This window comes from Bradyrhizobium sp. USDA 372 (assembly GCF_053629095.1).
Genome location: NZ_JBRJHR010000001.1, coordinates 681445 through 698910, shown reverse-complemented (window position 1 = coordinate 698910; position 17466 = coordinate 681445). Strand labels below are relative to the sequence as shown.

At 64.2% G+C, this 17466-nt stretch carries 17 protein-coding genes; 16 read left to right on the top strand and 1 reads right to left on the bottom strand.

Annotated features, from left to right (window positions below):
• Window positions 1-353 precede the first annotated feature (353 nt).
• Window positions 354-2612 carry a TonB-dependent siderophore receptor gene (locus AB7M16_RS03320; RefSeq protein WP_453943122.1) on the top strand — a complete coding sequence of 753 codons (2259 nt, stop codon included), beginning with the start codon at window positions 354-356 and terminating at the stop codon, window positions 2610-2612.
• A 253-nt stretch (window positions 2613-2865) separates the two neighbouring features.
• On the opposite strand, the gene AB7M16_RS03315 is transcribed toward AB7M16_RS03320, so the two are convergent.
• Window positions 2866-3147, bottom strand: a complete 282-nt coding sequence (locus tag AB7M16_RS03315; protein WP_453943121.1) for a hypothetical protein — start codon at window positions 3145-3147, stop codon at window positions 2866-2868.
• Window positions 3148-3310: 163 nt separating this feature from the next.
• Here AB7M16_RS03315 and AB7M16_RS03310 point away from each other — a divergent pair, with 163 nt between their 5' ends.
• The 15 genes from AB7M16_RS03310 to AB7M16_RS03240 are packed head-to-tail and all read left to right on the top strand — an operon-like array spanning window position 3311 to window position 17464.
• Window positions 3311-3676, top strand: coding sequence for an NADH-quinone oxidoreductase subunit A (locus AB7M16_RS03310; RefSeq protein WP_008136158.1), 366 nt, complete (start codon window positions 3311-3313; stop codon window positions 3674-3676).
• Complete coding sequence (locus AB7M16_RS03305) at window positions 3667-4257, top strand: NuoB/complex I 20 kDa subunit family protein (protein ID WP_036025347.1); 591 nt, start codon at window positions 3667-3669, stop codon at window positions 4255-4257. Before AB7M16_RS03310 ends, AB7M16_RS03305 begins: the two co-directional genes overlap by 10 nt.
• An 11-nt stretch (window positions 4258-4268) precedes the next feature.
• Window positions 4269-4883 (top strand): NADH-quinone oxidoreductase subunit C, encoded by a 615-nt coding sequence (locus AB7M16_RS03300; RefSeq protein ID WP_172783525.1) that lies wholly within the window; start codon window positions 4269-4271, stop codon window positions 4881-4883.
• Between the two features lie 2 nt (window positions 4884-4885).
• The gene (locus AB7M16_RS03295; protein ID WP_453943120.1) at window positions 4886-6082 is read left to right on the top strand and encodes an NADH-quinone oxidoreductase subunit D; all 1197 of its coding nucleotides are present in this window, start codon (window positions 4886-4888) and stop codon (window positions 6080-6082) included.
• Window positions 6082-7059, top strand: coding sequence for an FkbM family methyltransferase (locus tag AB7M16_RS03290; RefSeq protein ID WP_172783527.1), 978 nt, complete (start codon window positions 6082-6084; stop codon window positions 7057-7059). The genes AB7M16_RS03295 and AB7M16_RS03290 overlap by 1 nt, the downstream gene beginning before the upstream one ends.
• An 11-nt stretch (window positions 7060-7070) precedes the next feature.
• Window positions 7071-7682 (top strand): NADH-quinone oxidoreductase subunit NuoE, encoded by a 612-nt coding sequence (gene nuoE / locus AB7M16_RS03285; RefSeq protein ID WP_061877839.1) that lies wholly within the window; start codon window positions 7071-7073, stop codon window positions 7680-7682.
• Entirely contained in the window at window positions 7682-7888 is a 207-nt protein-coding gene (locus AB7M16_RS03280; RefSeq protein ID WP_172783529.1) for a hypothetical protein, read from the top strand. Before nuoE ends, AB7M16_RS03280 begins: the two co-directional genes overlap by 1 nt.
• Before the next feature lie 15 nt (window positions 7889-7903).
• Window positions 7904-9229 (top strand): NADH-quinone oxidoreductase subunit NuoF, encoded by a 1326-nt coding sequence (nuoF, locus tag AB7M16_RS03275; RefSeq protein ID WP_018320146.1) that lies wholly within the window; start codon window positions 7904-7906, stop codon window positions 9227-9229.
• A gap of 5 nt (window positions 9230-9234) precedes the next feature.
• The gene (nuoG, locus tag AB7M16_RS03270; protein WP_453943119.1) at window positions 9235-11310 is read left to right on the top strand and encodes an NADH-quinone oxidoreductase subunit NuoG; all 2076 of its coding nucleotides are present in this window, start codon (window positions 9235-9237) and stop codon (window positions 11308-11310) included.
• Between the two features lie 10 nt (window positions 11311-11320).
• On the top strand, window positions 11321-12388 hold the full coding sequence (nuoH, locus tag AB7M16_RS03265) for an NADH-quinone oxidoreductase subunit NuoH (RefSeq protein ID WP_172783531.1): 1068 nt from the start codon (window positions 11321-11323) through the stop codon (window positions 12386-12388).
• Window positions 12389-12396: 8 nt separating this feature from the next.
• Window positions 12397-12891 (top strand): NADH-quinone oxidoreductase subunit NuoI, encoded by a 495-nt coding sequence (nuoI, locus tag AB7M16_RS03260; protein WP_210268102.1) that lies wholly within the window; start codon window positions 12397-12399, stop codon window positions 12889-12891.
• A 9-nt stretch (window positions 12892-12900) separates the two neighbouring features.
• A complete protein-coding gene (locus tag AB7M16_RS03255; RefSeq protein WP_212257264.1) occupies window positions 12901-13539 on the top strand; it encodes an NADH-quinone oxidoreductase subunit J in 639 nt (212 codons plus the stop codon).
• Window positions 13536-13844 carry an NADH-quinone oxidoreductase subunit NuoK gene (gene nuoK, locus AB7M16_RS03250; RefSeq protein ID WP_008547737.1) on the top strand — a complete coding sequence of 103 codons (309 nt, stop codon included), beginning with the start codon at window positions 13536-13538 and terminating at the stop codon, window positions 13842-13844. Before AB7M16_RS03255 ends, nuoK begins: the two co-directional genes overlap by 4 nt.
• 8 nt (window positions 13845-13852) lie before the next feature.
• On the top strand, window positions 13853-15955 hold the full coding sequence (gene nuoL / locus AB7M16_RS03245) for an NADH-quinone oxidoreductase subunit L (RefSeq protein ID WP_453943118.1): 2103 nt from the start codon (window positions 13853-13855) through the stop codon (window positions 15953-15955).
• Window positions 15956-17464 (top strand): NADH-quinone oxidoreductase subunit M, encoded by a 1509-nt coding sequence (locus AB7M16_RS03240; protein WP_453943117.1) that lies wholly within the window; start codon window positions 15956-15958, stop codon window positions 17462-17464.
• Window positions 17465-17466 lie beyond the last annotated feature (2 nt).

Here is a 17466-nt window from a genome sequence, read left to right as displayed (position 1 = left end):
GGTTTCGCGGGTTCCGCAAAATGGTTTCATCTCCCCTTTGGAGGGAGTGGAGGCGGCCGGCCTTTCCAAGACGAGGATGTCGATCCGGATTGGCGCGGAGCCCGGTGAGCCGGCAGGGGCCATTGCGACGACCAGTGTCGCAAGCTCGGGAAATCCGAATGCGACCGGAGGAAGCTAAGCTCATTCGCACCTGCCGATTTGTGGATCGCTTCTAAGACCCGTTCTAAGAAGCTTTCAATTAGGGAAATCGCGCGCCCTCACATAAGCGTCACCCCAAGCGCATGCCGTTCCGGGACAGGCGGCATGACGCATCGAACATGCAGCTTTGGGGTGGCGCGTTGAACAGTCTTGGAATGCTGCGGTCGGCCGTGTTGGCGACCGCATCCGCTTGGGTCTTGATGCCGCAGGCATCGCTTGCACAATCTTCCGCGCAGAGTGGCGCGCAAAATCTGCCCTCGGTCACCGTCACCGCGCCGGAAACACGGAAGCGTGCTGCCGCGGCCCCACAGCGCCGCGCGACGCGATCGTCGGTGCAGACCGCCGAGCGAAACAAGCCGCAGCCACGGCGCGAAGTCGGCTTCGTGGAGACGCCGCGCGGGCCGGTGAACGGCTATGTCGCCGGTCGCAGCTCATCGGGCACCAAGACCAACACGCCGATCATGGAGACACCTCAGGCGGTGTCCGTCATCGGTGCCGAGCAGATCCGCGACCAGAAGCCGAACAAGCTCGACGAGGTCCTGCGCTACACCGCCGGCGTCCGGGCAGGGACTTTCGGCACGGACACCCGGAACGATTGGTGGCTGATCCGCGGCTTCAAGTCCGAGGATATCGGTCTGTTCCTCGACGGCATGCAGCTGTTCTACACGTCCTATGCCAGTTGGAAGCTGCAGACTCCCAACATGGAGCGGGTCGAGGTGTTGCGCGGTCCGTCAGCCGTGCTTTACGGCGGATCGAGCCCGAGCGGCATCGTCAACGTCATCAGCAAGATGCCTCCGGCAGAGCCGATCCGCTACATCGAGGCCGGCGTCAACAATTTCGGCAACGCCTATGTCAGCTTCGACATGGGCGGCCCGGTCGCGACCAGTCCTGAGAACGGCAAGCTGTTCGCGCGCGTTGTCGGCCAGGTCCAGAACGGCGGCACGCAGGTCAACTTCACACCTGACAACAACTACTTCATTGCGCCGTCATTCACGTGGAAGCCGGATGCCGACACCACCTTCACGGTGTTGGCCTCGGCCTCGAAGCAGGATACCCGCGGCATCAACTTCCTGCCCTATCAGGGCACGGTGACCAGCGCGCCGTTCGGTAAGATCCCGACCAGCTTCTTCGCCGGCGATCCCAGCGTCGACAAGTTCACGCGCGAGCAGGAGATGCTCGGCTATCAGTTCGAGCGCCATCTCACCGACGATGTGACGTTCCGTCAGAACGCTCGCTTCGCGCATGTCGACATCAGCTACCGCGGCTATGTCGGCAACGATTGGGCCAACATCAATACGGCCACGCTCAATCGCTACAATTGGTACGCGAAGAACACGGCCAATCAGGCCAATCTCGATAATCAGCTCGAGTATCGCTTCAACACCGGTCCAGTCAGGCACACGATGCTGTTCGGTGTCGATCTGCGGGGCTATCAGATCGACGATTATCAGGCCTTCGGGTTCGGTGTGCCCTCGATCAACGTCTTCAATCCGGCCTATGGGGGAGCTGAGGTTCCGTTGCCGGGCTCGCCGTTCCGGAACTTCCTGATCACGCAGAAGCAGGCCGGCACCTATCTTCAGGACCAGATGAAGCTCGGCAATTTCACGCTGGTGCTAAGCGGCCGCAATGATTGGGTCGAGACGACGCAGGAAGCCCGTGACACCGGGGCGACCGTCGCCAGCCGCGACGACAGCAGGTTCAGCGGTCGCGCCGGGCTGATCTACAATTTCGACAACGGCATCGCGCCCTACGTCTCCTACTCGACGAGCTACAACCCGATCATCGGCCTCAATGCGGCGAACCAGCTGTTCCTGCCGGAGACCGGCAAGCAGGCCGAAATCGGCGTGAAGGTCGCGCCTGTCGGATTCGACGGCTATTTCACCGTCTCGGTCTTCGATCTCGTTCGCCAGAACGTGACGACAACCACGGGCGCGGGCATCGTCCCGGTGCTGCAGAACCAGACCGGAGAGGTGACGTCGCGCGGCATCGAGCTGGAAGCGGTGGCCAATGCCACGAAGGAGCTGAAATTCATCGGCGCCTTCACGGCCTATCATCTCTTCAACAGCAAGGACCTGGATCCGGCGCTGGTCGGCAAGACACCGACCAACACGCCCGAACTCCTGGTGTCGGGGTGGGCGGACTACACCTTCAAGGACGGGCCGCTCGCAGGGTTCGGCTTCGGCGGCGGTGTGCGTTATATCGGCTCGTCCTGGGCCGACCAGGCCAACACGCTCGAGGTTCCCGCGGTCGTGCTCGGCGATCTCGCGCTCCATTACGAATGGCAGAACTGGCGCACAGCGCTGAACGTGATCAACCTGACCGACAAGATCTATGTCGCAAGCTGCGCGTCGGCCACGTCCTGCTTCTACGGCGACCGTCGCCGCGTCACCGCCAGCGTCTCCTACAAATGGTGAGGACAGGCGAGGGCAGGGCCGGAAGGCTCCAGGGCTTGGAGCAATTGATCGTGATGTTCGTTCGCCTCCGCCCGGACGACCGCTGATCCGCCGTCACGATGAGCCCGCGGGCCATGCCCCCCGGCCCGAAGCTCATCCGAGCGCGGCGCGCGCGACCAGGAGGTCGCTGCCGCCGCGCTCGCGGCCGGCTTAAAGCCGACCGCCGGCGCATTCGTCAGACCAGCGGTCCCGTCGTGCGGCATGGCTGTTTTGATCACGCACGGCTGTGGAAAGGTGTCTTTCCTGCACCTGATGCGGCGGCATCATCATTGGCGTCCTGGCCGCGCTGGCCACCGGCAAAATAGGTCGCCGGAACGACGGGGGTGCCCCCGCGGCGGCGATTGCCGGGGCTGGAGTGCGCTGCCGCACCAAAAACCTGAGCATTTTGGTCGGTCATCGCACAGCAAATAACTGGCTCGGCCCGAGCGCCGCAATCTCCGAACGGCTGACCTGCGAGGCCGTGGCAGCCCTTGCTGGCCATGGCGATCTGCTCCATACCAGCCGCGGGGTGATTCCGGGATTTTCACGGTTCTGGGGGCGGCTAAGGGCCTGAAAAGAGCGTGTCTTGCGCCCATTGGTGCACTGCGCTAAGGCTCAGAATAATTCCAAATCGGACGAATCCGTGGCTGTCCCGAGGCTGCGGGAAAAAGGGCTCGCCAATGAGCGGCATTCTGCAGAACTATCTTCCACTTGTCGTCTTCATAGGGGTAGCGGGCCTCATCGGCCTCGTGCTGCTGATCGCGCCCTTCATCGTGGCGTTCCAGCAGCCGGACCCGGAAAAGCTGTCGGCCTACGAGTGCGGTTTCAACGCGTTCGACGACGCCCGCATGAAGTTCGACGTTCGCTTCTATCTGGTCGCCATCCTCTTCATCATCTTCGACCTCGAGGTGGCGTTTCTGTTTCCCTGGGCGGTGGCGTTCGGCAAGCTTGGCGCGACCGGCTTCTGGTCCATGGTGGTGTTCCTCGCCGTGCTGACGGTCGGGTTCGCCTATGAATGGAAGAAAGGAGCCCTGGAATGGGATTGAACCCAGCTACGCAGTCCGCAGGTCCGGTGATCGCGCCGGCCCCGAAGGGCATTCTGGACCCGTCCACCGGCAAGCCGGTCGGGGCCAATGATCCGTTCTTCCTCGAGGTCAATTCCGAGCTGTCCGACAAGGGCTTCTTCGTGGCCGCGACCGACGACCTCATCACTTGGGCGCGCACCGGCTCCCTGATGTGGATGACCTTCGGTCTTGCCTGCTGTGCGGTCGAGATGATGCAGGTCTCGATGCCGCGCTACGACGTCGAGCGCTTCGGCTTTGCCCCGCGTGCCTCGCCGCGCCAGTCCGACGTGATGATCGTTGCGGGAACGCTGACCAACAAGATGGCGCCGGCGCTGCGCAAGGTCTACGACCAGATGCCCGAGCCGCGCTACGTCATCTCGATGGGCTCGTGCGCCAATGGCGGCGGCTACTATCACTATTCCTATTCGGTCGTGCGCGGCTGCGACCGCATCGTGCCGATCGACATCTACGTGCCGGGCTGCCCGCCCACGGCGGAAGCGCTGCTCTACGGCGTGCTGCTGCTGCAGAAGAAGATCCGGCGCACCGGCACCATCGAACGCTAAGGTTTTACGTCATGGACGACGCCAAGCTCGACGCCCTGGGGCAGACGATCGTTAGCGCGCTTCCGGGCGCCGCGACCGGTCACTCGGTGGCCTTCAACCAGCTCACCGTGGACGTCGAGGCCGCCAGGATCGTCGAGGTGGTCAAATACCTCCGCGACGACCCGAGCTGCCGTTTCGTCAACATCACCGACATCACGGCGGTGGACTACCCGGATCGCGAGAAGCGCTTCGACGTGATCTATCATTTCCTGTCGCCAACGCTGAACGCCCGCATCCGGCTCAAGGCGCAAGCCGACGAGACCACGCAGGTGCCTTCGTTGATCGACATCTTCCCCGGCGCTGACTGGTTCGAGCGCGAAGCCTACGACCTCTACGGCGTGTTCTTCGTCGGCCATCCCGACATGCGCCGCATCCTCACAGACTACGGCTTCGAGGGCCATCCGCTGCGCAAGGATTTCCCGCTCACCGGCTTCGTCGAGGTCCGCTACGACGACCAGGAGAAGCGGGTGGTGTACGAGCCGGTCCGGCTCAACCAGGAATTCCGCAAGTTCGACTTTTTGTCTCCTTGGGAAGGTGCCGACTATCCGGTGCTTCCGGGCGATGAAAAAGCGGGGCCGAAGGTCTGATCATGAACGAGCAATCTGAACAGCTTCGCAACTTTACCATCAATTTCGGACCGCAGCATCCGGCGGCGCACGGCGTGTTGCGCCTCGTGCTGGAACTCGACGGCGAAGTGGTCGAGCGCGTCGATCCCCATATCGGCCTGCTTCACCGCGGCACCGAGAAGCTGATCGAGCAGAAAACCTATCTGCAGGCGATCCCCTATTTCGACCGGCTCGACTACGTCGCGCCGATGAACCAGGAGCACGCCTTCTGCATGGCCGCCGAAAAGCTGCTCGGCATCGAGGTGCCGCGCCGCGGCCAGCTGATCCGCGTGCTCTATTGCGAGATCGGCCGCATCCTGTCGCATCTGCTCAACGTCACCACGCAGGCGATGGACGTCGGCGCGCTGACCCCGCCGCTGTGGGGCTTCGAAGAGCGCGAGAAGCTGATGGTGTTCTACGAGCGCGCCTCGGGCAGCCGCATGCATGCGGCTTACTTCCGGATCGGCGGCGTGCACCAGGATCTGCCGCAGAAGTTGGTCGACGACATCGAGGCCTGGTGCGATCCGTTCCTCAAGGTGGTGGACGATCTCGATCGCCTGCTCACCGCCAACCGCATCTTCAAGCAGCGCAACGTCGACATCGGCGTGGTGCCGCTGAAGGAAGCCTGGGAGTGGGGTTTCTCGGGCGTGATGGTGCGCGGCTCGGGCGCGGCCTGGGACCTGCGCAAGTCACAGCCTTATGAGTGCTACGCCGAGATGGATTTCGACATCCCGATCGGCAAGAACGGCGACTGCTACGACCGCTATCTGATCCGCATGGAAGAGATGCGCCAGTCCGTGCGCATCATGAAGCAGTGCATCCAGAAGCTGAACGCGCCGGACGGCAAGGGCCCCGTCGTCGTCGCCGACAACAAGGTCGCGCCGCCGCGCCGCGGCGAGATGAAGCGCTCGATGGAAGCGCTGATCCACCACTTCAAGCTCTACACCGAAGGCGTCCACGTGCCGGCCGGCGAGATCTATACCGCGGTCGAGGCGCCCAAGGGCGAGTTCGGCGTCTATCTCGTCGCCGATGGCACCAACAAGCCCTACAAGTGCAAGATCCGCGCGCCGGGCTTTGCCCATCTCCAGGCCATGGACCACATCTGCCGCGGCCATCTGCTCGCCGACGTCTCGGCGATCCTGGGCTCGCTCGACATCGTGTTCGGAGAGGTCGATCGGTGATGGCGCAGGCGCCAATCCAGTTTGACCGCGCCTCGGGGGCCCTTGAAGGGGCCAACCTGTGGGAGCGGACGGCTGCCTTGGCGCTGGTGACGGGATCGAAGATCTCCTCGCACTTCTCGCATATGGGCTACATTGCCTGCGCGAATTTGCTGCGCAAGACGCTGCCCGAGCGCAACATCGCGATCAGGCTCAATTCCGACGCGGTGTTCGAATTCCCCTACGGCGACGGCTATTGGAGCAAGCTGCTCAACCGCTCGTACAACTATGAAGACGAGCTCGAGCTGCTGTTCGCCGATTCCATCGACGTCGACTACACGCTGCTCGATTGCGGCGCCAATTACGGCTATTGGTCGGTGCTGGTCTCGAGCAAGCCGTTCGGCGCGCACAAGGCGATTGCGATCGAGCCGTCGGGCCAGAACTACCCGAAGCTCGCCAACAATGCGCGCGTCAACGCTGGCCGCTTCGAGACGATGAAGTGCGCGATCGGCGCAGCGCGCGGGACCGCGCGTCTATCGGGCACCAAGCACGAGGCCTTCAGCATCGCCGGCGATCAGTCGGCGGGCGGGGAGGAGGTGCCGGTGATCGCGCTCGACAACCTGATCGACGACGGCAAGATCGCCGCGAGCGGCAAGTATCTGATCAAGCTCGACGTCGAGGGCGTCGAGATCGAGGCGATCAAGGGCGGCGTCCGCCTGCTCGAGGCCGACAGCGTCATCATGTGCGAGGAGCACGGCAGCGATCGCTCGCACGCCGTGTCGCGCTTCATCCTCGAACAGACCCCGCTGAAGCTGATCGTGTTCGATCCGCGCAGCAACCGCATGGAGACCGTGACCGAGCTGTCGATCCTCGACCGCATCAAGGTCTCGACCCATGTCGGCTACAACGTTTTCGGCACCGCAAGCGCATTCTGGCAGGACAGGATCGAAGCCCTGAACGCCAAGAACCTGAATGCGAAATCCGCGCGCCGCATGCAGTGAGAGATTGAGCTATGTCCGTTCGCCGATTAGCACCGAAGGAAGTCCAGCCCGCGAGCTTTGCGTTCACGGAGGAGAACCTCGCATTCGCGCGGCAACAGATCGCGAAATATCCCGCCGGACGTCAGGCCTCCGCGGTCATCGCCATCCTCTGGCGCGCGCAGGAGCAGAACGAGGGCTGGGTCTCGGAAGCCGCGATCCGCGTCATCGCCGACATGCTCGACATGCCCTATATCCGCGTGCTGGAGGTCGCGACCTTCTACACCATGTTCCAGCTCGCCCCCGTCGGCAAGAAGGCCCACGTCCAGGTCTGCGGCACCACGCCGTGCCGGCTGCGCGGCGCCGAGGATCTGATCCACGTCTGCGAGCACCGCATCCATCACGAGCCCTTCCATCTCTCCAAGGACGGCAATTTCAGCTGGGAAGAGGTGGAGTGCCTGGGCGCCTGCGTGAACGCGCCGATGGTGCTGATCGGCAAGGACACCTATGAGGACCTGACCAAGGAAAGCTTCGGCAAGGTGCTCGACGGCTTCGCTTCGGGCAATCCGCCGAAGCCGGGTCCGCAGAACGGCCGCCAGTTCTCGGCGCCGATCACCGGACCGACCACGCTGAAGGAGACCACCTGATGCGGGATCTCGCTTCGTCGATAGCGCAGGGGAGCGTTGGCATGAAGAAGTGGGGCTTCATCGCGATGCACGCCGTGGTGGCGGCCGCCTTCATCTTCCTGCTGCAGCGCTTCGGCCTGAACGCATCGCTGGAATCGGCTTCGCTCTGGGCGCTGACGTTTGGCATCTGCGCCGCCGGACTTGCCTACAAGCAGTCCAATCGTTGATCGGAAAGCACTGATATGCTCGAGGACAAGGACCGCATCTTCAAGAACCTTTACGGCCTCCACGATTGGGGGCTCGAGGGTGCGCGGCGCCGCGGCGCCTGGGATGGCACCAAGAACATCATCGACAAGGGCCGCGACTGGATCATCAACGAGATGAAGGCGTCGGGCCTGCGCGGCCGCGGCGGCGCCGGCTTCCCGACCGGTCTGAAATGGTCCTTCATGCCGAAGGAATCGACCGACGGCCGGCCGAGCTATCTCGTCGTCAACGCCGATGAGTCCGAGCCCGGCACCTGCAAGGACCGCGAGATCATGCGGCACGATCCGCATCTCTTGATCGAAGGTTGCCTGATCGCGAGCTGCGCGATGAACGCGCATGCCTGCTACATCTATGTCCGCGGCGAGTTCATCCGCGAGCGCGAGCATCTGCAGGCCGCGATCGACCAGGCCTATGAGGCCAAGCTGGTCGGCAAGGACAACGTCAACGGCTGGCCGTTCGACATCTACGTCGCCCACGGCGCCGGCGCCTATATCTGCGGCGAGGAGACCGCGCTGCTCGAGAGCCTCGAAGGCAAGAAGGGCCAGCCGCGCCTGAAGCCGCCGTTCCCGGCCAACGTCGGTCTGTTCGGCTGCCCGACCACGGTCAACAACGTCGAGTCCATCGCGGTTGCGCCCGACATCCTGCGCCGCGGCGCGGCGTGGTTCGCCGGCATCGGCCGCCCGAACAACGTCGGCACCAAGCTGTTCTGCATCTCCGGCCATGTCGAGCGGCCTTGCAACGTCGAAGAGGCCATGGGAATCCCGTTCCGTGAGCTGATCGACAAGCATTGCGGCGGCATTCGCGGCGGCTGGGACAACCTCAAGGCCGTGATCCCCGGCGGCTCGTCGGTGCGCATGGTGCCCGCCGAGCAGATCATCGACACGCCGATGGATTTCGACTCCTTAAGCAAGCTGCGCTCGGGCCTCGGCACCGCCGCCGTGATCGTGATGGACAAGTCGACCGACCTGATCCGTGCGATTGCCCGCATCTCCTATTTCTACAAGCATGAGAGCTGCGGCCAGTGCACGCCGTGCCGCGAGGGCACGGGCTGGATGTGGCGCGTCCTCACCCGCATGGCCGAAGGCCGCGCCCACAAGCGCGAGATCGACATGCTGCTCGAGGTGACCAAGCAGGTCGAAGGCCACACCATCTGCGCGCTCGGCGACGCCGCGGCCTGGCCGATCCAGGGCCTGATCGCGCACTTCCGTCACGAGATCGAAGCGCGCATCGACCAGTATTCGCACAAGGCAGATGTCGATGACATCGGCGTCCGCGATCCCGTGAACATGGTCGCGGCGGAGTAGGAAGAATGACCAAGCTCATCATCGACGGCAAAGAGATCGATGTCCCCGCCGAGTACACGCTGCTTCAGGCGTGCGAGGCGGCCGGCGCCGAGATTCCGCGCTTCTGCTATCACGAGCGGCTGTCGATCGCCGGCAATTGCCGGATGTGCCTCGTCGAGGTGAAGGGCGGCCCGAAGCCGGTCGCGAGCTGCGCCTGGGGCGTGCGCGACTGCCGTCCGGGCCCCAAGGGCGAACCGCCGGAAATTTCCACGCGTTCGCCGATGGTGAAGAAGGCGCGCGAAGGCGTGATGGAATTCCTTCTGATCAACCATCCCTTGGATTGTCCGATCTGCGACCAGGGCGGCGAGTGCGACCTGCAGGACCAGGCAATGGGCTATGGTGTCGACACCAGCCGTTTCGCCGAGAACAAGCGCGCGGTCGAGGACAAATATCTCGGCGCGCTGGTCAAGACCTCGATGAACCGCTGCATCCAGTGCACGCGCTGCGTCCGCTTCTCGGCGGAAGTCGCCGGCGCGCCCGAGATGGGCGCCACCGGCCGCGGTGAGGACATGGAGATCACGACCTATCTCGAGCACGCCCTGACGTCGGAACTGCAGGGCAACCTCGTCGACATCTGCCCGGTCGGCGCGCTGACCTCGAAGCCCTATGCCTTCGCGGCGCGCCCGTGGGAGCTCGGCAAGACCCAGTCGATCGACGTCATGGACGGCGTCGGCTCCGCGATCCGCGTCGACACCCGCGGCCGCGAGGTGATGCGGATCCTGCCGCGCATCAACGAGGCCGTGAACGAGGAGTGGATCTCGGACAAGACCCGCCACGTCGTCGACGGCCTGCGGACCCAGCGCCTCGACCGCCCCTATATCCGCGAGGCGGGCAAGCTGCGCGCGGCAAGCTGGACCGAGGCCTTCGCCGCGATCGCCGCCAAGGCGGCGCGCACCGACGGCAAGCGCATCGGTGCGATCGCAGGCGATCTCGCCGGCGTCGAGGAGATGTTCGCGCTGAAGGACCTGCTCGCCAAGTACGGCTCGAGCAATCTGGCGGTGCAGGGCGGCGATGCCTTCGACCCCGCGCTCGGCCGCGGCTCCTACATCTTCAATCCGACGCTTGCCGGCGTCGAGCAGGCCGACGCACTGCTCATCATCGGCGCGAACCCGCGGAAAGAGGCGGCCGTGTTCAACGCCCGCATCCGCAAGCGCTGGCGCGCCGGTGGCTTCAAGGTCGGCGTGATCGGTGCCAAGCCCGACCTGACCTATGATTACGACCACCTCGGTGCCGGCACCGAGACGCTGGGTGAGCTCGCGGCCGGCAAGCACTCCTTCATGGACGTGCTGAAGAACGCCAAGCACCCGATCATCCTGGTCGGTGCGGGCGCGGCCGCCCGTCACGACGGCGCCGCCATCCTCGCAGCCGCCGCCAAGCTCGCGCTCGACGTCGGCGCGGTGAAGGACGGCTGGAACGGCTTTGGCGTGCTGCACGAGACCGCCTCGCGCGTCGGCGCGCTCGACATCGGCTTTGCCGCAACCTCAGGCGGCCTGAATGCGGCGCAGATGACGACCTTCGGCACGCTCGACTTGCTGTTCCTGCTCGGCGCCGACGAGATCAAGGCGCCGGATGGCACCTTCGTCGTCTATATCGGCACCCATGGTGATCGCGGCGCGCACCGCGCCGACGTCATCCTGCCGGCGGCCGCCTACACCGAGAAGTCCGCGATCTACGTCAACACCGAAGGCCGCGTGCAGATGACCGGTCGCGCCGCGTTCCCGCCGGGCGAAGCCCGCGAGGACTGGGCGATCGTCCGCGCGCTGTCGGAAGCGCTCGGCAAGAAGCTCGGCTATGACTCGCTCTCGGCGCTGCGCCAGGCGGTGTTCAAGGCCGTGCCGCATCTGATCCGTCTCGACCAGATCGAGGCCGGCTCCGCCGAGCAGATCAAGAAGCTGGCGGGGAAGGGCGGCTCGCCCGAGAAGGCGCCGTTCAAGCCCCTGGTCGAGGACTTCTATTTGACCAACCCAATCGCGCGTGCGTCCGCCGTGATGGCGGAATGCTCGCGCCTCGCCTCCGGGCACATGCTGACCGCAGCAGAGTGAGCGTGATCTGATGGAATTCTTCGAAAGCGCATTCTGGACCGGGTTCCTCTGGCCGCTGATCATCATGGTCGCCCAGAGCGTCCTGGTGCTCGTCGTCCTCTTGGTGGCGATCGCCTACATCCTGCTCGCCGACCGCAAGATCTGGGCGGCGGTGCAGATCCGCCGTGGCCCGAACGTGGTCGGCCCGTGGGGCCTGCTGCAATCCTTCGCCGACCTGCTCAAGTTCGTGCTGAAGGAGCCGATCATTCCGGCCGGCGCCAACAAGGGCGTGTTCCTGCTGGCGCCGCTGGTGTCGTGCGTGCTCGCGCTCGCGGCCTGGGCGGTGATCCCGACCAATCTCGGCTGGGTGATCTCCGACATCAATGTCGGCGTCCTCTTCATCTTCGCGATCTCGTCGCTGTCGATCTACGGCATCATCATGGCCGGCTGGTCGTCGAACTCGAAGTACCCGTTCCTGGCCGCGCTGCGCTCGGCGGCGCAGATGGTCTCCTACGAAGTCTCGATCGGCTTCGTCATCATCACCGTGCTGCTCTGCGCCGGCACGCTGAACCTCTCGGCCGTGGTCGAGGCCCAGCATGCCCGCGGCCTTGCCAGCCTGATCGGGCTGCCGCAGCTGACCATCCTGAACTGGTACGTCTGGCCGCTGTTCCCGATGTTCGTGGTGTTCTACGTCTCGGCGCTGGCGGAAACCAACCGTCCGCCCTTCGACCTCGTCGAAGCGGAGTCCGAGCTCGTCGCCGGCTTCATGGTCGAGTACGGCTCGACGCCATACCTCTTGTTCATGCTCGGCGAGTATGTCGCGATCGTCACGATGTGCGCGCTGGCCACGATCCTGTTCCTCGGAGGCTGGCTGCCTCCGGTGGACCTGCCGCCCTTCAACTGGGTGCCGGGGATCATCTGGTTCTCGCTGAAACTGTTCTTCATGTTCTTCCTGTTCGCGATGGCGAAGGCGATCGTGCCGCGCTACCGCTACGATCAATTGATGCGTCTCGGCTGGAAGGTGTTCCTGCCGCTGTCGCTGGCGATGGTGATCGTGGTGGCCGGCGTGCTGCATTTCGCCGGCATCGCGCCGAAGTGAGGGCCGTCATGGGTATCAACGTCAACGCCACTGCACGCTCGCTTCTGCTGTCGGAATTCGTCTCGGCGTTCTTTCTCGCCATGCGCTATTTCTTCCAGCCGAAGCCGACCCTGAACTATCCGTTCGAGAAGGGACCGATCTCGCCCCGCTTCCGCGGCGAGCACGCATTGCGCCGCTATCCGAACGGCGAAGAACGCTGCATCGCCTGCAAGCTGTGCGAGGCGATCTGCCCGGCGCAGGCCATCACCATCGAGGCCGGCCCGCGCCGCAACGACGGCACCCGCCGCACCGTGCGCTACGACATCGACATGGTGAAGTGCATCTATTGCGGCCTGTGCCAGGAGGCCTGTCCGGTCGATGCCATCGTCGAAGGCCCGAACTTCGAGTTCGCGACCGAGACCCGCGAGGAACTCTATTATGACAAGGCCAAGCTGCTCGCCAACGGCGACCGCTGGGAACGCGAGATCGCGAAGGCGATCGAGCTCGACGCGCCGTACCGGTGAGGTGAGGGCATGATCCTTCCCGCGCTGTTCTTCTATCTGTTCGCCGGCATCTGCGTCGCCTCGGCGGTGATGGTGATTGTCTCGCGCAATCCCGTGCACTCCGTGCTGTACCTGATCCTGGCCTTCGTCAACGCTTCCGGCCTGTTCGTGCTGATGGGCGCCGAGTTCCTCGGCATGATGCTGATCGTCGTCTATGTCGGCGCGGTCGCGGTGCTGTTCCTGTTCGTGATCATGATGCTCGACGTCGACTTCCTCGAGCTGCGCGAGGGCTTCATCGAGTACCTGCCGGTCGGCCTCGTGATCGGCGGCATCTTCCTGTTCGAGCTGCTGCTCACCGTCGGCTTCTGGGTCATCAACCCCGGCGTCTCCAAGACGATCACGGCGGCGATCCCGGCCAACGTCTCCAACACCGAGGCGCTCGGGCTCGTGCTCTATACGAAGTACATCCACTACTTCCAGCTCGCCGGCATGGTGCTGCTGGTTGCGATGATCGGCGCCATCGTGCTGACGCTGCGCCATAAGGCGAAGGTCAAGCGGCAGGACATCAACGTTCAGAACGCACGCACGCCCGACATGGCGATGGCGATGCGCAAGGTGGCGCCGGGGCAGGGGCTCTCGGATGCCGATGCTGCGGAGTGGGTGAAATGACGATCGGGCTCGGACATTATCTGGCGGTCGGCGCGATCCTGTTCACGCTCGGCATCCTCGGCATCTTCCTGAACCGCAAGAACATCATCGTCATCCTGATGTCGATCGAGCTGATCCTGCTCTCGGTCAACATCAACCTCGTGGCGTTCTCGACCTTCCTCGGCGACATCGTCGGGCAGGTCTTCGCGCTGCTGGTGCTGACGGTCGCGGCTGCGGAAGCTGCGATCGGTCTCGCCATCCTGGTGGTCTATTTCCGCAACCGTGGCTCGATCGCGGTTGAGGACGTCAATCTGATGAAGGGCTGAGCTCTCAAATGGTTCAGGCGATCGTTTTCCTGCCTCTGCTGGGCGCCATTCTGGCCGGCCTGATCGCGCTTGTGGGCGCGCATGCCCGCAACCCCTCGGGCGACGAGGTCGAGCATCACGGCGACCATGGTCACGCGCACGCTCATGCGTCCGCCACGATCAACGAGGACGCCTCCGTCATCCACGAGACCCATCACGAGCCCGGCGACGGCCACGACGATCACGGCCACGGACCGACCGAGCCGCCTGCGGCGGGCTCGCGCGCTGCCGAGCTGATCACCACCGGGCTGCTGTTCGTCTCGGCCGCGCTGTCCTGGATGACGCTGGTCGATGTCGGCTTCATGCATCACGACTACCGGATCCAGCTGCTGCCTTTCATCTTCTCCGGCGACCTCCAGGTCTGGTGGACGCTGCGCGTCGACACGCTCAGCGCCGTGATGCTGGTGGTGGTGACGACCGTGTCCTCGCTCGTGCACCTCTATTCCATCGGCTACATGGACGAGGACCCGTACCGGCCGCGCTTCTTCGGCTATCTCTCGCTGTTCACCTTCGCCATGCTGATGCTGGTGACCGCGGACAATCTGGTGCAGCTGTTCTTCGGCTGGGAAGGCGTGGGTCTGGCCAGCTACCTGCTGATCGGCTTCTGGTACCAGAAGCCCTCGGCGAACGCCGCCGCCATCAAGGCCTTCGTGGTCAACCGCGTCGGCGACTTCGGCTTTGCCCTCGGCATTTTCGCGATCTTCATGCTGGTCGGCTCGACCGATTTCGAGACCATCTTCCACGCCGCGCCCGGCCTCACCGGCAAGACCATCAACTTCCTCGGCTGGCACGCCGACGCCCTGACCCTGACCTGCCTGTTGCTGTTCATGGGCGCGATGGGCAAGTCGGCGCAGTTCCTGCTGCACACCTGGTTGCCGGACGCGATGGAAGGTCCAACCCCGGTGTCGGCGCTGATCCACGCCGCGACCATGGTCACCGCCGGCGTCTTCATGGTGGCGCGCCTGTCGCCGCTGTTCGAGCTCGCGCCGACCGCCCAGGCCGTCGTGATGTTCTTCGGCGCGACCACCGCGTTCTTCGCCGCCACGATCGGTCTCGTCCAGAACGACATCAAGCGCATCGTCGCCTACTCGACCTGTTCGCAGCTCGGCTACATGTTCGTGGCGATGGGGGCGGGGGCCTATTCGGTCGGCATGTTCCACCTGTTCACCCACGCCTTCTTCAAGGCGCTGCTGTTCCTGGGCTCCGGCTCGGTGATCTACGCGATGCACCACGAGCAGGACATCCGCAACATGGGCGGCCTCTGGAAGAAGATCCCCTACACCTATGCGGTGATGGTGGTCGGCACGCTGGCGCTGACCGGCTTCCCGCTCACCGCCGGCTATTTCTCCAAGGACGCGATCATCGAGTCCGCCTACGCCTCGCACAATCCGTTCGGGGTGTACGGCTTCCTGATGACGGTGATCGCCGCCGGCCTGACCTCGTTCTACTCCTGGCGCCTGATCTTCAAGACCTTCCACGGCGAGCCGCATGACGAGCATCATTACGAGGCCGCGCATGAGGCTCCGCTCTGGATCCTGATCCCGATCGGCGTGCTCGCGGTCGGCTCGTTCGTCGCGGGCCTGCCATTCAAGGAGCTGTTCGCCGGCCACGGCGTCGAGGAATTCTTCCGCGAGTCCGTGAAGATGAACCCGCACATCATCGAGGAGATGCACCACATCCCGCAGACCATCGCCTTCCTGCCGACGGTGATGATGGTGCTGGGCTTCCTCGTCTCGTACCTGTTCTACATCCGGCGGCCCTACATCCCGGTTCGGCTGGCTCAAGAGCAGCCGATGCTGTACCAGTTCCTGCTCAACAAATGGTACTTCGACGAGCTCTATGACCTCATCTTCGTCCGTCCGGCGAAGTGGATAGGCTACCAGCTCTGGAAGAAGGGCGACGGCTTCATCATCGACGGCTTCGGTCCCGACGGCGTCTCCGCCCGCGTGCTGGACGTCACCCGCAACGTCGTGAAAATCCAGACCGGCTATCTCTATCACTACGCATTCGCCATGCTGATCGGCGCCGCCGGCCTGATCACCTGGTTCATGTTCGGCTTTGGAGGCCAGTAAATGACAACCTGGCCCATTCTTTCGGTCACGACGTTCCTGCCGCTGGTCGGCGCGCTGATCGTCTATTTGAGCCGCGGTGATGACGAGGCGGCGCGGCGCAATTCGCGCTGGATCGCGCTCTGGACCACGCTGATCACCTTCGCGGTGTCGGTGATCCTGGTCATGCGCTTCGACCCCGCCAATCCCGACTTCCAGTTCGTCGAGAAGGCGAACTGGCTCGCCACCGGCATCACCTACCACATGGGCGTCGACGGCATCTCGCTGCCGCTGGTGATCCTGACCACCGCCGTGATGCCGTTCTGCATCATCGCGAGCTGGAAGGCGATCACGAGTCGCGTCCGCGAATACATGATGGCGTTCCTGATCCTGGAAACGCTGATGATCGGCACCTTCTCGGCGCTCGATCTCGTGCTGTTCTACCTGTTCTTCGAGGGCGGCCTGATCCCGATGTTCCTGATCATCGGCGTCTGGGGCGGTCCGCGCCGGGTCTATGCCTCGTTCAAGTTCTTCCTCTACACGCTGCTCGGCTCGGTCCTGATGCTGCTCGCCATCATGGCGCTGTACTGGAACGGCGGCACCACCGACATCCCGACCCTGATGCACACCGCCGTGCCGCGGTCGTTGCAGACCTGGGCGTGGCTGGCCTTCTTCGCCTCGTTCGCGGTGAAGATGCCGATGTGGCCGGTGCACACCTGGCTTCCCGACGCCCACGTCGAGGCGCCGACCGCGGGCTCGGTGGTCCTCGCCGCGATCCTGCTGAAGATGGGCGGCTACGGCTTCCTCCGCTTCTCGCTGCCGATGTTCCCGCTGGCCTCGCACGACTTCGCGCCGCTGATCTTCACGCTGTCGGCCATCGCCATCATCTACACCTCGCTGGTGGCGTTGATGCAGGAGGACATGAAGAAGCTGATCGCGTACTCCTCGGTCGCGCATATGGGCTTCGTCACCATGGGCATCTTCGCCGGCACCATGCAGGGCGTTGCCGGCGGCGTGTTCCAGATGATCTCGCACGGCATCGTCTCCGGCGCGCTGTTCCTCTGCGTCGGCGTCGTCTACGACCGCCTGCACACCCGCGAGATCGCGGCCTACGGCGGCCTCGTCAACCGGATGCCGCTCTACGCGATGACCTTCATGATCTTCACCATGGCCAATGTCGGTCTGCCTGGCACGAGCGGCTTCGTCGGCGAGTTCATGACGCTGCTCGGCACCTTCAAGGTCTCGATCCCGACGGCGTTCTTCGCCACCTTCGGCGTGATCCTCTCGGCAGGCTACGCGCTGTGGCTCTATCGCAAGGTCGTGTTCGGGGCGCTGGTCAAGCCGTCGCTGGCGAGCATGAAGGATCTCACCTTCCGGGAGTGCCTGACGCTGTTTCCGATGATCGCGCTGACGATCCTGTTCGGCGTCTGGCCGAAGCCGGTGCTCGATATGTCGGCCGCCTCGGTCCAGCAACTCGTCGACAATTACAATACCGCCGTGACGGCCGTGAAGGCCGCCGCACTGCTCCAGTGATC

What these genes read in the sequence shown, in the direction of transcription:
- AB7M16_RS03290 (WP_172783527.1), top strand. Translation starts at nt 6,082, where the DNA reads ATGGCGCAGGCGCCAATCCAGTTTGACCGCGCCTCGGGGGCCCTTGAA.
- AB7M16_RS03305 (WP_036025347.1), top strand. Translation starts at nt 3,667, where the DNA reads ATGGGATTGAACCCAGCTACGCAGTCCGCAGGTCCGGTGATCGCGCCG.
- AB7M16_RS03295 (WP_453943120.1), top strand. Translation starts at nt 4,886, where the DNA reads ATGAACGAGCAATCTGAACAGCTTCGCAACTTTACCATCAATTTCGGA.
- AB7M16_RS03300 (WP_172783525.1), top strand. Translation starts at nt 4,269, where the DNA reads ATGGACGACGCCAAGCTCGACGCCCTGGGGCAGACGATCGTTAGCGCG.
- AB7M16_RS03320 (WP_453943122.1), top strand. Translation starts at nt 354, where the DNA reads ATGCTGCGGTCGGCCGTGTTGGCGACCGCATCCGCTTGGGTCTTGATG.
- nuoE (WP_061877839.1), top strand. Translation starts at nt 7,071, where the DNA reads ATGTCCGTTCGCCGATTAGCACCGAAGGAAGTCCAGCCCGCGAGCTTT.
- AB7M16_RS03240 (WP_453943117.1), top strand. Translation starts at nt 15,956, where the DNA reads ATGACAACCTGGCCCATTCTTTCGGTCACGACGTTCCTGCCGCTGGTC.
- AB7M16_RS03315 (WP_453943121.1), bottom strand. Translation starts at nt 3,147, where the DNA reads ATGGAGCAGATCGCCATGGCCAGCAAGGGCTGCCACGGCCTCGCAGGT.
- AB7M16_RS03280 (WP_172783529.1), top strand. Translation starts at nt 7,682, where the DNA reads ATGCGGGATCTCGCTTCGTCGATAGCGCAGGGGAGCGTTGGCATGAAG.
- nuoK (WP_008547737.1), top strand. Translation starts at nt 13,536, where the DNA reads ATGACGATCGGGCTCGGACATTATCTGGCGGTCGGCGCGATCCTGTTC.
- nuoF (WP_018320146.1), top strand. Translation starts at nt 7,904, where the DNA reads ATGCTCGAGGACAAGGACCGCATCTTCAAGAACCTTTACGGCCTCCAC.
- nuoG (WP_453943119.1), top strand. Translation starts at nt 9,235, where the DNA reads ATGACCAAGCTCATCATCGACGGCAAAGAGATCGATGTCCCCGCCGAG.
- nuoH (WP_172783531.1), top strand. Translation starts at nt 11,321, where the DNA reads ATGGAATTCTTCGAAAGCGCATTCTGGACCGGGTTCCTCTGGCCGCTG.
- AB7M16_RS03255 (WP_212257264.1), top strand. Translation starts at nt 12,901, where the DNA reads ATGATCCTTCCCGCGCTGTTCTTCTATCTGTTCGCCGGCATCTGCGTC.
- nuoL (WP_453943118.1), top strand. Translation starts at nt 13,853, where the DNA reads ATGGTTCAGGCGATCGTTTTCCTGCCTCTGCTGGGCGCCATTCTGGCC.
- AB7M16_RS03310 (WP_008136158.1), top strand. Translation starts at nt 3,311, where the DNA reads ATGAGCGGCATTCTGCAGAACTATCTTCCACTTGTCGTCTTCATAGGG.
- nuoI (WP_210268102.1), top strand. Translation starts at nt 12,397, where the DNA reads ATGGGTATCAACGTCAACGCCACTGCACGCTCGCTTCTGCTGTCGGAA.